This window comes from Actinoplanes auranticolor (assembly GCF_018332655.1).
Classification (GTDB): Bacteria; Actinomycetota; Actinomycetes; order Mycobacteriales; family Micromonosporaceae; genus Actinoplanes; species Actinoplanes auranticolor.
This window is the reverse complement of record NZ_BOQL01000099.1, coordinates 1-15,128: the sequence shown is the minus strand read 5'-3', so window position 1 is coordinate 15,128 and position 15,128 is coordinate 1. Positions and strand designations below refer to the sequence as shown.

Sequence of the window (15,128 nt, the reverse complement as noted above, 5' to 3'; positions counted from 1 at the left end):
TCCTGAGCAGCTGGAGCAGCAGTGATCGTCGCAACGCTAGATGCCCGCCCGCAACCGGATCCGCGAGGCGGCGTTATCACCCATTTTGCCCGGCCGGGGCCGGCGTGGTGCCCGCCGACCGGCACGCTCGTGGTCCGACCGCGTAACCTCCGCTGCGTCGCCGACCAGATCCCCGCGGCTGCTGACGGCAGGAGGACCCGTGATCAAGCACGGAGCGCTGAGCTGACCACACCGCTCGGCGATATATCGATCGTCTACGGCCTCACCTGCAACCAGAGTCAGTAGTGACCGCCATGGAACCACGTGAGTGGCTGCAGCCACTCGTGCCTCCCTACTTCGTCACCACCGGCACGCACCAGGGCGGGGTGTCGGTAGACGTCACCGCTGACGCGAGCACCACGGTCGTCGAGATGACCGTGCGCGGTCAATGGTCGCAGCAGCTCGGCAACCAGGTCACCGCCGGCCTGCGGCGGTGCCTGGCCGGTCCCTGCGAGGCCGTCATCATCGACATGCACAACGTGGGCGATCTGCACGGAGCGAGCCTGCCGTACTGGTTGGCGGCGCAGCGGACCGCACGGCTCGGGCCGGCGCCGGTACACCTGGCGTTCTGTTCGCCTCCGGCGACGATGCTGAACTACCGGCTGCGGCACCAGGAAGGGACCAGCCCGCTGTTGTTCGCGACCATGTCGCAGGCCCGCATCGCGATCGCCGGCAAGGTGTCCCGAGCCGACCGGCTGCAGGTCCGCCTGGCGCCTCGGCCCTCATCCGTGCGGGCGGCTCGTGACCTCGTCGCCCAGGCCTGCCACACCTGGCGACTGCCCGACCTGCGAAACGACGCCGCTTTGATCATGTCCGAGTTGGTTTCCAACGCCGTGGACCATGCCTCCACCGACTTCGTGGTGACCGTGTTCCGACGTGGTGGCCGGCTGCATCTGGCCGTCCGCGACGGCGATTCCCGGTATCCGCTCATGGACGCAGCTGCGGACACCATGCGGTCGGCGCCGGTCGCCGCCCGAGGGCGGGGCCTGAGACTGGTTCATGCGATCGCCGCCGCGTGGGGTGCTGTACCGGCGCACAGCGGCAAGGTGGTGTGGGCCACCGTGTCCACGGACTCGGGGCTTGACGCAACAGAAGCAGCCTGATCGCCCACCGCTTCCAGCCCACGGCTCCGGCCTGGTACGCGCCCTGTTTCGTGTGCCGGCTCGGACGACGGAACCACCGCCGACGGCGACGATCAGGATGCCGCCGCCGATGCCGGCGTGCAGGTACGTGCCGGCGGTGGCCAGGGAGGCCCGGCTCGCGCCCCCGGCTGGCCACCGCACGTTGGGCTGCCCCCGCGAGGCCCGAGAAATCGTTCCACCACATGGCCACGGACAGCCCGACGGCGAGCAGGGCCGAGGCCAAGACGCCCGCGTCGAGGTGGTGGATGCGCGCACCGGACCTGATCGAGATGATGGACTCGCCCAGGCGAGAATCACGACCAGTTGGTGGCGCTCAGCGAAATGGGCGGCGGACGGCAGCCGCCAGGCACCGCCACGCGACGTCAGCCGGATGGTCACCCCTCGATCACCACCGCGGCGAGCCGCAGCACGAGTTGTGCAACGCCACAGAGGAAGGCTCCGGCAAGCAGCACCGCGGACACCGCGAGCATCGTGGCGCCCATGGTGCGCGGAACCTGCGTACGGAGCCGGGCGTCGGTGCCCGCGGCCGACCTGATGCAGGAATGCGGAGTTCATCGCCTCGCCGGGCGCGACGGTCCAGCCGGACGAGCAGGACCGTCACCGGCATGGCCGTGCTCCGTACCCCGGGCGCTACGCCAGCCGGCACCTATGACGTCGCGAGCGCCGTACTCCAGCAGGCGGACGAAAGACCGAGACCGGCGCCGGCGTTCTCGCCGCGTTGACCGACTTGCCGGACCTTGCCCAGCTCAAGGACGTCCGGCGGCCGACGCAGCACTCACGGACTCCGGAACGGGTGCAGGCGACGGCCCGTTCGCTGTCGCGGCGGTCCGCCGGATCATGCGGAGGGTCACCTTCCGGTACGAACGCGGGTCGACGGGTAGGAGCCACTGCCGGGCACGGGCGAAACGACCGAGGTTGAGCCCGAGTTCGTCGAGCACCTCGTCGATGTTGTGCATGGAGAACGGGATGATGTTCGTCCCGCGGGCGTGCCGGCCGTCGGTCCGCTCCGACATCCAGGCCAAGCGGGCCCGGATCTCTTCGCGCATCCGGTCCTCCGGGGGCAGGGTGACCCCTCCTCGCAGGTAGGCGGCGGTCCACACAGCCGCCATCTCCGCGCTGAGCGGGCTGAAGAACGAGGAGTTGTAGCCGGCAAAGGTGAGGTGAGGGACGCCCAGAGGGAGGATCTGGCGGTACAGCTCGAAGTTGCCCGCGCCGTCTTCGAGACGGGCGCACAGTGCCGGGTCCAGGAACGGCACGCACTGCCGGAATCCGGTACCACAGATCACCAGGTCGGCGGGGAGCACCGTGCCGTCCGCGAGGCGGGCGGCCGGTCGTCCGCCGTCGGTCAGGAGCTCGCTGACCACCTGGTCGCGGTGGACGCTGATCCGGCCGTCGGCGACGCGCTCGAAGAAGCCCTCCGTCGCCAGGCTCACGGTGCTGCGGGCGATGTCCTCGAAGGTTCCGTTCGGCACCAGGCCCAGCCGGGACAGCTTGAGCTGCCTGGTCGCGACCGACCCGACGCTGTCGAGCATGGTGCGGCGAAGACCGTTGCCGGGACCGTGCAGGAAACGTTCGAAACCCTTCGGCCTGATGTACCGGAACAGGGCTTCACCCATCCGGGTAAGCATGAGGTACTTGTAGTTCAGCGCGCCGCCGAGCTTCCTGGGCATCTTCCAGAGCAGCTGACGGGCGACGACACTGGTCCGGGCGGCGACCTCGCTGACGGGAACGGCCACGTCGCAGGACGACTTGCCATACCCGACCACGAGAACGTTCCGGCCCCGGGCCGCCTCCAGGTCGTGGAACTGGCTGGCGGCCAGGACGCGCCCACCGGCCGCGGTGAAGGCCGCGCGACCTTCGAAGGGCGGGACGAGGGGATCGGAGAAGATGCCGTTGGCCACGACGAGGTGGTCGTACCGTTCCAGGGTTCCGGGACCCTCGTGGCCGGCGGGTCGCGATGTGATGAGCCACGCCGACTCACCGTCCACCAGTTCCGCGGACACGACCTCGGTGGACAGTCGCAGAACGCCGCCGAGCCGGAACATCTCCACGTAGCGTTCGAGATACTGCTGGACCTGCTCGCCGCTGGGCCACTGTGGATAGTGTGCGGGCATGGGCAGGTCGCTGAGATGGTAGGTGTCCTTGTTGTTCTGGGTACGCAGTCCGGGGTACCGGCGGGTCCGGCTCCACACCCCTCCCACGTCCGGTGCGCGCTCGAACACGGTGACGTCGAAACCGCTCTGCCGCAGCACCTTCGCGGTGCTCAGTCCGGCGAATCCAGCACCCACAACAGCGATCCTCATGACAACCTCCAGGTGGTGACCGATCGGAATGCCGGGCCGGCAGGGGCGGCGCGGCCTCAGCAAGTTAACGATCGGGGCGGGACGGTCGCTATCCGCTGAACGCAAGCCGTATCCGACGCGCGTCCGACCCGGCGGCACCTTTCTCGTGTCGGATCTGCGCTCAACGCCACGAGCCGGCACCCTCGTGTCCTATGTTCGGTGCAGCAGGCTCAGGCCACCGGCCGGCCACGAGCTACACGACCGACGCGCGCCCCGTGCCGTTCAGGAGGATGCTGGATGAACGCCGTGACGGTCAGCACGGACGACATCGAGCGCGCTCGTACGGAGGTCGGGCGAGTCTTCTGTCCGCACCGGCTCACCCCGCAGCTCGGTGTCCACCGGGTGCAACTGCGGATGACCGCCCGGCGCCTCGGCGGCATCGGCATCATCGACCTGGACTACGGACAGGCGGTGCGGATCCGGCCCGCCGCGTTGGAGACGTTTTACCTCGTCCAGGTCCCCCTGCGGGGCAGCACCGTGGTCCGTCACGGGGGTCACACCGTGGCTTCGACGCCCGCCCTCGCCTCCGTCCTGTCGCCCGACGACGCCTCGGACATGCACTGGTCAGAAGGCTCGCCGCACCGGATCTTCTACGCCGACCGGCACGCCGTCGACCGGGAACTCGCCCGCCTGCTGGGCAGCCCGGTGGACGCCCCGGTCCGCTTCGACGTCGGGATGAGTACGAACACGTCCGCAGCGAAGGCGTGGCTCCGCGGGGTGGACTTCTTCGCCGACGAGTTGTCGCAGGCGGCGGGCGGGTGTCTCCTTGACCATCCGCAGGTCGCCGGCCGCTTCGAGCAGGGACTCCTGAGCCAGCTGCTGTTGACCCACCGCCATTCCTACAGCGACCTGCTAGCCCGGCCGGCTCACCTGGACAGCCCTGGGCGCCTGGCGCGGCGGGCATGTGCCCTGATCCGGGACCACCACGACGAGGCACTGACGGTCGCGGACGTCGCGGAGGCGCTCGGGGTGAGCGTCCGCGCACTCCAGGACTGCTTCCGTCGGGAGATGCAGACCACACCGACGGCGTACCTGCGGGCCTGCCGGCTCGACGCGGTCCACCGCGCGCTGTCCGTGGCGGATCCGAGGGAATCCGTGACGACTATCGCGGTGCGGCACGGGTTCACCCACCTGGGCCGCTTCGCCGGCGAGTACCGGAACCGCTTCGGCGAGTCGCCGTCCACGACCCTGCGTAGGTAACGCCACTGGTCCGGGTCCGGACGAGCCCCACCCGGACGGATGCGGCGCCGCCGCAGCAGGGCAGCGAGTATGTGTTCGTCAACGACATGCTCGATGACCACACCTCGGACCCGGGTAGGCGCACTAGTGAGCCGGAGTTTCCGGTCGACGCCCGCGCGGCCGAGCGCCTCCGAGAAACGGATGCCCTCCGCCCCACATGGCGGCCCGACGAGCCGACCCGGAGGCGCGGACAACCTCCCCGACGGTGTCGTAGGCCCGTCCCTTGCCATCGAGCCAGTCGGTCACCGCCGTGGTGGCGGCGGTCTCCTCATTCCCACCGACGTCGGGACAGCCGATCGACCCGGCGGTGCCGGAACTTTCCATGGCGGTCATGGCGTAACCCCCGCCCCGATGCGCCTTCGTGCCTGCCTACCAGGACGCTCCACCGGCTTCGGTGTTCACCCCGACGCCTTTAGCGGGCGAGGCGGTTTCTCAGCGGCTCCCCGGCGAGCCAGCGGTCGACCTGCCGGCGAACCAAGCGGTAGACCCGCTCCGGCAGCTTCTCGGTCACCGCGCCGGCGTGCGGCGTGATCAGGGCGCCCGACTGTGACCAGAGTGGATGCCCGGTCGGCAGCGGCTCGGGATCCGTCACGTCCAGCGCGGCGCGCAGCCGGCCACGCTCGAGCTCGGCGAGCAGCGCCGGGGTGTCCACCACCGGGCCCCGCGAGGCGTTGACCACCAGCGCCCCGTCGGGCAGGGCGGCCAAGAGTTCCCGTCCCGCCAGATGCCGAGTCGCCTCGGTCAACGAGACCGCCAGGATCACCACATCGGCGCACGGGAGCAGACCGGGCAGCTCGGCGATCGCCCGGATGCCTTCGGCCGGCCGGGCCGAGCGCGCCACGACGGTCAGCTCGACCTCGAAGGGCTTCAGGCGCCGGGCGACGGCCCTGCCCACCGAGCCGGCGCCGATGAGCAGCACTCGCTGCCCAGCCAGGTCGCGCCCGGGCCTCGGCGTCCACGCACCGGCGAGCTGGGCCGAGCGGAAGAACGGAAACTCGCGGAGCTGGGCGAGCATGGCCGCCAGCACCCATTCAGCCGTCGCGGCACTGTGCAGCCCGCGCGCGTCACAGATGACGGTGGTGGGCGGTGGCAGGTGCGTCCACCCGTCGGAGCCGGCGCTCGGCAGCTGCAGAACCTCGAGCGAGCGCATCCGCGGCACGATGTCGTGCATCTGCGGCTGGTTGAGGAAAGTGGGCACGAGGAAGCCGACGGATCCCGGGTCCGAGGGCAGGGCGGCCGGGTCGTCCGCCACCTCGATCTGGACGTCGTACGGCACATCGTGCAGGTAGGTCAAGCCGAGCTTATGCGGTATCCAGATCTTCACGTGTACCTCCGATCAGGGCCGGCCCACGATTCGAGCCACTCGTACAGTGCGACGGCGCGGCGACCCCCAGGTTCGCCTGTGCAGCACGAGTCACATCGGCCGGCGGGCCGGCTGCACCGTCTCGCGTACCACGTCGCGCGCCCCGCGGCGGCGGGAGGATGAACGGATGACCGACGGTACGGAGTCCCTCGGCCCGGCGGAGGAGGGACTCCGGCGCGAGGTGTGTCCAACCGATCTGCCAGGACTACCGCGGGGATCAACGGCGGCTCAGACGGTCCGCTCATGACGAACACCCCCGAGCCGAAACAGCGGCGTTCGAGGGTGCCGTGAGGAGTGGGTTTTCGTGGTCAAGCGCCGGGCCGGCCTGCAGTCGTCCCCATCACCTCCCGTCCGACCGCCACGGCGCCGCACGGTTGTGAGTTCAGCGCGGACGTGTGTGAGCTCAGAGCTGTTTCCGGCTGATTGACCTCCGTGAGCCCACACACGTTCGATGCTTCGTCAGGACGTGCGGGGGGAGACCGTCATGATGCCGATGCACATCTCGTCGCCGGTACCGTCGCCCCACACCACGTAGCGCGGCGGCAGCTTGCTCAGCTGCGGCAGCTGTTTGCGCAGCCCCGCGTCGTGCGTACACGTCGTCCGCAGCGTGTCCCCCGGACCGACCTCCACCGGCGACGGCAGCTTCTGCATCCGCTGGTTGTCGAAGTCGAACTGCGGCACGTCCAGCAGGACCTTGGCCTTCGGCGTGCCCGGGTTGAGTTCGACCTTCAGGGCCCGCCCGAGCATGTGCATGTGGCCGAAACCGGCGAACACCGTCACCGGCTCCTCCACCTTCTGGTCACAGGTCTGGGTGTCACCGGGCTTCGGCGCGCCGCCCTTGTTGCACTCCTCCACCTGCTCGTCCGCGAATCCGCCGACATCCGGCCCGAACCGCTTCGTCACGTCCGCGATCGAGGCCGCCCGATCACAGAGCGGACCCGACTCGTCGGCGGCGCAGGGCAGATCGGTCGGCGCGCCGAGCGACCACGTCTCGAGCTCCCGGGTCTGCGGCGTACCGTCGGTCAGCCGCAGCCGCACCGCCGAGCGGTCCGACCCGCCCGGCTTGCCGTCGGTCGCGAGCAGGTTGTAGTGCATCTGGAAGACGATCAGACTGCCCGGCTCCAGCTTGAAGCCGGCGTCCTGGTCGAGCAGCGTCTCCGTGGCACCCGGCGCCCAGGTGTCCACCCACGCCGCGCCCGAGTCGTCGCCCTCGTCGTCGCCCTCCACGTCGGCGCCGTCCACGCCGGTCCCGCCGAAACACTGCCAGCCGGGGCCGGGGGACTTCGCGTCCTGCTCGCGCACCAGGGCAGCTTTGCCCGGCAGCACCGCGTACACGATGCCGTGGTGGGCGATGGCGGCGTTCTCCGGCATGACCTGGGTCCCGGTCAGGAACTGCGCCTTGGTCAGGCCCGGATCGAGCACCTGGCACCGGTATTCGTCCACGGCGCCCTCCGGCGGCGCGGGTGTGTAGGCCTCAGCCATCTTCAGGTCGAGGAACCGCTCGCCGGCGCGCAGCGGCTGCGGTGGACCCGCCGACGCGCCCGCGTGCGCGCCGTGCGAGCCGGCCGCGGGGGGCGCGGCGGGCGCCGCACTGTTGTCGGCATCCGACCCGCAGGCGGCGACAGCGAACGCCGTCGCCAGCGCCATGGTGGCCGCTCCGAACTTCCACACATGCCCGAACGGCTTTGCGTTGGCTGCCATCAATTTCTTCCTCCATACGGATTACATCGCTTATCTGATGCATAATTCATACCGAGCGAACCTTAGGCGACCGTTAATACGGCGCTCAGACCCTGGTAAATAAGGGTTTGGGGTGGTGGTGACGGGCCAACCAATGGGCCACAATGACGATCATGGCCCATTGGACCATCGCGGCGTGGTGCTGCGGGAGTCGTCCCTAGTCGCGGGCATGGGCCAGGACCGGAACGCCGGACGCCAGACGCCAGACGCCGAGAATCTGCGATCCAGATGTCATCTAGAAGCGCAGGCGAAGAGGCTGCGTTGTTGATGTCGCCGGAGCCGTTGTATCTGTACCAGATGGGGAACAGGCATATCGGCCTGGTTCGGCCGGGGACACCGGAGTCGCCAGGCAGGCGGTTCCGCGCGAGGGAACATGGTACGCAGAGTCCAGCTTCTGGCCCAGCCGATCAGCGCCGTGAGGATCTCCCACCAGGGCGGGGATCGGGGGACGCCGTCCCGGTCACGGCCCGCTGGTTGGTCGCAGTGCCGCGCCATTTCCCTGCCAGGGCGAACCCGCTGGTCAGGATCGCGCCGAACGCCATCGCGCACCCAGCGCCCAGCAGCGGCGAGCCGGCGAAGGTCGCCCCACCCAGTCGGCCCAGGCCGATGGCATAGACCGCCCAGGCCACGCTCGCAAGCGCGGTGAAGAGCCGGAACCGACCCAGGGGAACCGACATCGAGCCCGCCGTCAGGGCGGTGGCGGTACGCCCGTACGGCAGAAACCGGCCGACCAGGATCACGACTCCGCCGTACCGCATCAACGCACGCTCCGCCTTCTTCTTGACCACCGCGAGTTTGCCGTCGGTGATCCGGCCGCCGGCCTTCCGGCCGAGCAGGTACGAGACCCGGTCGCCGGCGATCCCGCCGGCCACCACGACAGCGGCCAGGGCGACAAGGTTCGGCGAGCCGGTCGCCGACAGCGCACCCAGGCCGATGACGGCGACATCGACCGGCAAGACCGGGATGAATCCGTCGATGGCCACGGCCGCGAAGACGATGACGTAGAGCCAGGGCGAGGAGAGCAACGGCGTCAGGTAGTCGAGCATCATCGTTCTTCTCCTAGGTGCTGGCGTCGGTCGTCCGGATCATGCAGGTGCCGACGATGTCCGAAACCGCCGATGGCGGATGAGGAGCCGCCACGGCGCGTAGGCGATGTCATGGGCGCGAACCGGCCGGCTGGGAAGCGGACATCGGGATGGATGTCAGGCACCGAGCGAGCACCGGATCAAAATGGCAGCAGTCGCCGAATGATGAGGGTTGGGCGCGGCAGCCACCTGGGGACGCCGAGCGACCGTGACCGGCGCGGAAGATCTACTGTCTGGCTGCCGGGCGCGATGCTGGTCACCTGGTCCTCCGCTGCTCATGAGCCGACGGTAGGTTCCATTTCTTAGACCCTGGTAAGTAAGGCTTTCAGGTGTGGTGGTGGCGGGCGGGGCGGCGGGTCATGATGATGATCATTGCCCACTGGACCATCGCGGCGTGGTGCTCAGGTAAGCGTTCGTAGTCACGGACGGTGCGTCGGCAGCGGTTGATCCAGGAGAACGTCCGTTCGACGGCCCATCTGCGGTGCAGGACGACGAAGGCGTCTGCCCGGCGAGTTCGGTCACGATCTGCAGGGTGAGTTTGAGCTGCTGGGTGGCCCAGGCGACCAGCTGCCCGGCGTAGCCGGAGTCGGTCCAGACCAGGCGGATGCCGGGGAAGCAGGCGTGCAGGGCCCAGAGCAGTGGGCGGGCGCCGTCGCGGTCTTGCACTCCGGCGCCGGTGACCGGGACCGCGAGGAGTGGTCCGCAGGTGTCGACGGCGACGTGGCGTTTTCGTCCGTTGACCCGTTTCCCGGCGTCGTAGCCGCGACTGGCTCTGCCGACAGTCTCCGCGCCGCGCAAGGACTGCGAACGCGGAGGACTCGTGACCGCCGAGTACCAGCAGTTCCGCGTGGGCGCTGCGGCGCAGCAGCGCCTCGACGACCGGGGCCGAGGACGACCTCGGGTACGGCATGCACGCCGGTGGCCGTCAGCTCAGCGGCCAGCCGCTGATGGCCTTCTTGCCGCAGTCGTACTGTCGCGGCGGCGAACAACTCGGCGTCGGCGGCGCCCAGTGGTTGCGCGTGGATGGCGATAAGCACTCCGGCGGGTAGCTGGGCCTGGCGTGCGGCAGTGCTGGTCAGGTGCCCGGATCACCACGACGGGACAGGGCGCATGCGTCAGGCGGGCCCGGCTGACCGATCCAAGGACGAGCTCGTTGCGCGTCGGCCGGCCTTCGTGCCGAGTACGGGTAGGTCGTGCGGTGTGCACGCGGCGCGCAGGCAGGTCGCGGTATCGCCCGATTCGCGCTGCACCCGTACCGGGTATCCGCCGGTGAGATGTGCAGGCAGGGCGCCTCGGGGACACCGTCGTGGTGGTGGCTGGTGATGGTGTGTGCGACGAGCGGGCCCCGGCGTAGCCGGGCTTCCTCCTCCGCCCATCGCAGCGCAGCATCGCGGCGGGCGATCCGTCGTACCCGCCGACGACACGACCGGTCACCCTGCCACCCTCCGTCACGAATCCGGTTGCGTGACGTCGGCCGTGTGGTGGCCGGGAACGACCATCACCAAGCGGTGGGCCCGATGCAGCATGCTCATGGCGACGCTGCCGAGCATGATCTCGCGCACCGCGGACCGGCCCCGTGACCCGACGACCACCACCGCCGCTGTGTGGTCTCGGGCGGCCGCGGCCAGCGTGTCGGCGACCGCGGGCGGGGAACCTTCATGCCGGCTGTTCACCTGCAGCGTCGTCATCTGCGGGTCGCCGGGCGAGGTAGGCGGGTCGACGTGGTGATCGACGCTGGTGAGGATGATCTGTCGCTGCGGCCACAACCGCCCGGCGGCGTCAAGCGCTGTCTTCGCGCCCGCGGAGCCGTCCCAGGCCATCAGCACCGGTCCGTGGGCCAGGGCGTCGTCGTCAGCGGCGAGCAACGGGTACGGTGCCACCAGCACCGGCTGGGTGGCGTAGTGCACCGCCATGTCGGACACACTGCCGAGCACGGCGCGGGCGCCGCCAAGCCCGCGGGATCCCAACAGCAGGAGATCCACGTCGATCTTGCGGGCGAGCTCGGTCAACTCCAAGCCCTCACCACCGTAGCAGCGCACCGTCATCGGCTCGGCCGTCCACCCTGCGGTCTGCGCCAACGCGACGCCCATCCCGGCAATCCGGTCGGCCTCACGTTGCCCTTCACGCTCGACAGCGTCGACGAAAGCGTCGACCTGCCGCGTTCCCTTCCAGAGCCGCCGCCGCAACTGCTCGCTGGCGAACGGAGGCGTCCAGAGATGAGCAACCAGAGCGTGCGCGGCCGGAAGCAACCGAGCGCATTCCTCGATCGCTGCGCCTGACGCCAATGACCCGTCATAGCCGACCAACACGCGCACGGCGGACTCACCCATGGAATTTCCTTTCCAGCAGTCTTCATCGAGCCATCGTCGTTCTCGAGCATCCGTCCTGCATCGGTCGTTATGCTAGGGGCAACCGGCCCTGTCATATGGGCTTGTTCGCTGCGGGACACTCGATAGCTCGACCTGTGCGACACGAGTCCGCTACAGCGGCAGTGAGACAAGTGGCCACGAAATCAGCGGCGTCGCCGAAGCCAGACGACTGGGACAACCACAGTTGAACTGTCGGTGCGTGTCGTTGGTTCCCAACGGCCTTTGCCCCTGTTCGGATGGGACTTTCGCCTCTGCCCGCCGGGCAAGCGGAACGGTCAAGGTAGGGCTATGACGCGCGGACAGATCCTCACCGCGGTTCTGGCGCTATGGGTCGGCGCGGGACTGGCCACGGCGCTGTGGATGGCCCGGCGTGGTCACCGGGACCCGCTGTGGCTGTTGAGTGCTGTGGTCTTCGGCCCGGTACTGCCGGTGATGACCCCGGAACGTATCCAGCGCGCCCCGCGGCTACCGTCAGCCGAACCGCAGCAGGAGTCAGCCCTCGCCGGGGCGAGGGTGCTCGTCGGGATCGACGGCTCGCCGGAATCCGACGCCGCGCCACACGCCGTACTGGATCTGCTGCAGGGCCGCCTGGGCCGGCTCATCGCAGTCGAGGTGGTCGACTACGACACCGCCGACGACGACTGGCGCGGCAGGCAGGCGGTGGCGCGTCAGCCGGTCCCGGTCGTCGGAGCCCTCGCACCAGCCGAGCGTACGCCCACCGTCGCCCACACCACCTGACAGCTGCGCCCCATCCGACGACCAGGCGGCGGCGGAGACCGACCGCTCATGGAAAGGCGACACGATGACCACGTCCGTGCTACCGGCCGCCAACGGCCACCATGGGCTCGCCGCCCACGAGGTGGTCCTGCTGCTGGAAACCGACGCGCACCACGGGCTGACCAACCAGGAGGCCAGCGAGCGGTTGGCCCGGTACGGCCCCAACACGCTGCCCCCGGCCAAGGGCGCCGGTCTACTCATGCGGATCCTGAGCCAATTCCACAATCCGCTGATCTACGTACTGATCGCCTCCGGGGTCATCACCGCCGCCCTCGGCGAATACGTCGACTCCTCGGTGATCTTCGGCGTCGTGATCGTCAACGCCATCATCGGCTTCATCCAGGAATCCAAGGCCGAGGCCGCACTGGAAGGCCTGCGGTCGATGGCGCAGACGCAGGCCACGGTGATCCGCGACGGCCACCGGCGCACCATCGCCTCCGACGACCTGGTCCCAGGCGATCTCGTCCTGCTGGAGGCCGGCGACAAGGTCCCCGCCGACCTCCGGCTGACCCGGCTGGCCGAGTTGCGGATCAACGAGTCGGCACTGACCGGCGAATCCGTCCCGGTGACCAAGGACGAGGTCGTGCTGCCCGAGGCGATACCGGTCGCCGACCGGCACAACATGGCCTACTCGGGCACACTGGTCACCACCGGCAGCGGCGCCGGCATCGTGATCGCCACCGGCGCGGAGACCGAACTCGGGCAGATCCACCGCCTGGTCGGCGCCGCGCAGGTCCTGGACACCCCGTTGACGCAGAAGCTCGCCGGGTTCAGCAAGATCCTCACCGTGGGCATCCTCGCCCTGGCCGCGGCGACGTTCGCCGTCGGCCTGATCCGCGGTTACGACGCGGTAGACACCTTCACCGCCGCGGTCGCGCTCGCGGTCGGCGCCATCCCGGAAGGACTGCCCGCGGCGGTCACGATCACTCTGGCGATCGGGGTGGCGCGGATGGCGCGCCGGCGGGCGGTGATCCGCAGGTTGCCGGCGGTCGAGACGCTGGGCGGTACCACGGTGATCTGCTCCGACAAGACCGGCACCCTGACCGAGAACCAGATGACCGTACGGATCGTGTGGACTCCGGGGGGCGCCTACGACGTCACCGGCTCCGGTTACGCCCCGGACGGCGACCTGCACAACGCTGCCGGTACGGAAGTCTCCGTCGATGCCGATCAGGCGCTGCGCTGGTCGTTGCTGACCGGTGGGGCCTGCAACGACGCCGGGCTGACCCAGGAGGACGGGCGGTGGGGTATCACCGGTGATCCCACCGAAGGGGCGATGCTGGTGGTCGCCGGCAAGGCCGGCCTCGGAGCCGATCAGGTCAAGACGCTGCTTCCCCGCGTGGCGACGATCCCGTTCAGCTCCGAACGTCAGTACATGGCCACCCTGCACCACGACACCACCAGCGGCGCGGCGCATGGGCAGGTGCTGCTGGCCAAGGGCGGCGTCGAGCGGATGCTCGAGTTGAGCGGCTCTCAGATGGACGCCGATGGCACCGTCCAGCCCGTGGACCGCGAGGCCGTCCTGCAGGCGGCCGCCGACCTGGCCGGGCAAGGACTGCGGGTCCTGGCCACCGCCATGCGCCCGGCGGCCGGGCCCGACGACTTCGACGAGGACGGCCTGCCGGGAAGCATGGTGCTGACCGGGCTGCAAGCCATGCTCGACCCGCCTCGCGCGGCGGCGACAACCGCGGTGGCCGCCTGCCACACCGCCGGCATCAAAGTCAAGATGATCACCGGGGACCACGCGGCCACGGCGACCGCGATCGCCGCGCAGGTCGGCCTCCTCCCCCGGTCGGACGCCACCACGGGCATGGTGCTGACCGGCGCCGATCTGGCTGCCTTGCCGGCGGAGGACTTCCCGGACGCGGTCGACCGGGCGACAGTGTTCGCCCGGGTGTCCCCGGAGCAGAAACTGCGGCTGGTCGAAGCGCTGCAGGCCCGCGGGCATGTGGTCGCGATGACCGGTGACGGTGTCAACGACGCCCCCGCACTGCGGCAGGCCGGTATCGGCGTGGCCATGGGCGCCAGCGGCACCGAGGTGGCGAAGGACGCCGCCGACATGGTCCTCACCGACGACGACTTCGCCACCATCGAAGCCGCTGTCGAAGAAGGCCGCGGCGTGTTCGACAATCTCACCAAGTTCATCACCTGGACCCTGCCCACCAATATCGGTGAAGGTCTGGTCATCCTGGCCGCGATCATGTTCGGCGCCGCGTTGCCGATCCTGCCCACTCAGATCCTGTGGATCAACATGACCACCGCGGTCGCGCTCGGGCTGATGCTGGCCTTCGAGCCCAAGGAGCCGGGGATCATGACCCGGCCGCCTCGGGAGCCGGACCAGCCGTTACTCACCAGGGCGCTGATGGTGCGGATCCTGCTGGTGTCCGCGCTGCTGGTCGCCGGTTCATGGTGGCTGTTCGAGTTCGAACGCACGCACGGTGCGAGTCTGGCCGAAGCGCGCACCGCGGCTATGAACGTATTCGTTGTGGTCGAGGCGTTCTACCTGTTCAGCTGCCGCTCCCTGACCCACTCGGCGTGGAGCATCGGGCTGTTCTCCAACCGGTGGATCATCGTCGGGGTCACCGTGCAGGCGATCGGCCAGATCGCCATCACCTACCTGCCCGCCATGAACACCCTGTTCGGCACCGCCCCCATCGGCGGTGACGTCTGGCTGCGCATCCTCGGCATCGCCGTCGCGGCCAGCCTGGTCGTGGCGGTCGACAAACGCCTGCGGCGACCAGCATGAACCCCCGACGCCGACTGCTCGCCGTGTGCCCCGCCCGACAGTGATCGCCGATACGGCACGTCGCCGGAGACGTGGTACGGAATGCCGAAGATGCTGAAGTTCGGATACCGGTCGGCGACCAGCAGAGTGACCTCGGCGCTGGGATCGCGTTCGCGGGCGGCCAGCCCGGCGCTGATGCCGGCATCGCTGCCACCGATGACAAGGAGTCGCACTGCGCGACCTTCCTCGTACGGTGAATGCGATGCCGGCGGCAGCTCAGATCTCGACGAACGAGGCGATGAAGCGT

At 69.5% G+C, this 15,128-nt stretch carries 11 protein-coding genes and 2 pseudogenes; 5 read left to right on the top strand and 8 right to left on the bottom strand.

What is annotated here, in order from left to right; translation table 11 throughout:
• Positions 1 to 293 precede the first annotated feature (293 nt).
• Complete coding sequence (locus tag Aau02nite_RS44940; RefSeq protein WP_212994828.1) at positions 294 to 1,142, top strand: ATP-binding protein; 849 nt, start codon at positions 294 to 296, stop codon at positions 1,140 to 1,142.
• Positions 1,143 to 1,927: 785 nt separating this feature from the next.
• Here Aau02nite_RS44940 and Aau02nite_RS44935 read toward each other — a convergent pair.
• Entirely contained in the window at positions 1,928 to 3,484 is a 1,557-nt protein-coding gene (locus Aau02nite_RS44935; RefSeq protein ID WP_212994827.1) for a flavin-containing monooxygenase, read from the bottom strand.
• A 276-nt stretch (positions 3,485 to 3,760) separates the two neighbouring features.
• Here Aau02nite_RS44935 and Aau02nite_RS44930 point away from each other — a divergent pair, with 276 nt between their 5' ends.
• Positions 3,761 to 4,723 carry an AraC family transcriptional regulator gene (locus tag Aau02nite_RS44930; protein ID WP_212994826.1) on the top strand — a complete coding sequence of 321 codons (963 nt, stop codon included), beginning with the start codon at positions 3,761 to 3,763 and terminating at the stop codon, positions 4,721 to 4,723.
• A gap of 123 nt (positions 4,724 to 4,846) precedes the next feature.
• Here Aau02nite_RS44930 and Aau02nite_RS47995 read toward each other — a convergent pair whose 3' ends face one another.
• From Aau02nite_RS47995 to Aau02nite_RS44900, 7 genes and pseudogenes are all read right to left on the bottom strand, one after another.
• Complete coding sequence (locus tag Aau02nite_RS47995; protein WP_212994825.1) at positions 4,847 to 5,095, bottom strand: hypothetical protein; 249 nt, start codon at positions 5,093 to 5,095, stop codon at positions 4,847 to 4,849.
• A 79-nt stretch (positions 5,096 to 5,174) separates the two neighbouring features.
• Complete coding sequence (locus Aau02nite_RS44920; RefSeq protein ID WP_212994824.1) at positions 5,175 to 6,086, bottom strand: 2-hydroxyacid dehydrogenase; 912 nt, start codon at positions 6,084 to 6,086, stop codon at positions 5,175 to 5,177.
• Between the two features lie 498 nt (positions 6,087 to 6,584).
• On the bottom strand, positions 6,585 to 7,826 hold the full coding sequence (locus tag Aau02nite_RS44915) for a monooxygenase (protein ID WP_246595927.1): 1,242 nt from the start codon (positions 7,824 to 7,826) through the stop codon (positions 6,585 to 6,587).
• Positions 7,827 to 8,272: 446 nt separating this feature from the next.
• Positions 8,273 to 8,914: a DedA family protein gene (locus Aau02nite_RS44910; RefSeq protein ID WP_212994823.1), complete on the bottom strand. Its 642-nt coding sequence runs from the start codon at positions 8,912 to 8,914 to the stop codon at positions 8,273 to 8,275.
• Between the two features lie 361 nt (positions 8,915 to 9,275).
• Positions 9,276 to 9,437 (bottom strand): transposase, encoded by a 162-nt coding sequence (locus Aau02nite_RS47180; protein ID WP_438841238.1) that lies wholly within the window; start codon positions 9,435 to 9,437, stop codon positions 9,276 to 9,278.
• 83 nt (positions 9,438 to 9,520) lie between these two features.
• A pseudogene (locus Aau02nite_RS47175) lies at positions 9,521 to 9,748 on the bottom strand (transposase); the annotation flags it as partial.
• A 650-nt stretch (positions 9,749 to 10,398) separates the two neighbouring features.
• Complete coding sequence (locus Aau02nite_RS44900; RefSeq protein WP_212994821.1) at positions 10,399 to 11,280, bottom strand: universal stress protein; 882 nt, start codon at positions 11,278 to 11,280, stop codon at positions 10,399 to 10,401.
• A gap of 327 nt (positions 11,281 to 11,607) precedes the next feature.
• On the opposite strand from Aau02nite_RS44900, the pseudogene Aau02nite_RS44895 reads away from it, so the two are divergent.
• From Aau02nite_RS44895 to Aau02nite_RS44885, 3 genes and pseudogenes are all read left to right on the top strand, one after another.
• Positions 11,608 to 11,988: pseudogene (locus Aau02nite_RS44895) on the top strand (universal stress protein); the annotation flags it as partial.
• A gap of 133 nt (positions 11,989 to 12,121) precedes the next feature.
• On the top strand, positions 12,122 to 14,842 hold the full coding sequence (locus Aau02nite_RS44890) for a cation-transporting P-type ATPase (protein WP_212994820.1): 2,721 nt from the start codon (positions 12,122 to 12,124) through the stop codon (positions 14,840 to 14,842).
• A gap of 81 nt (positions 14,843 to 14,923) precedes the next feature.
• On the top strand, positions 14,924 to 15,128 hold a 205-nt coding region (locus tag Aau02nite_RS44885), incomplete at its 3' end, for a hypothetical protein (protein WP_212994819.1).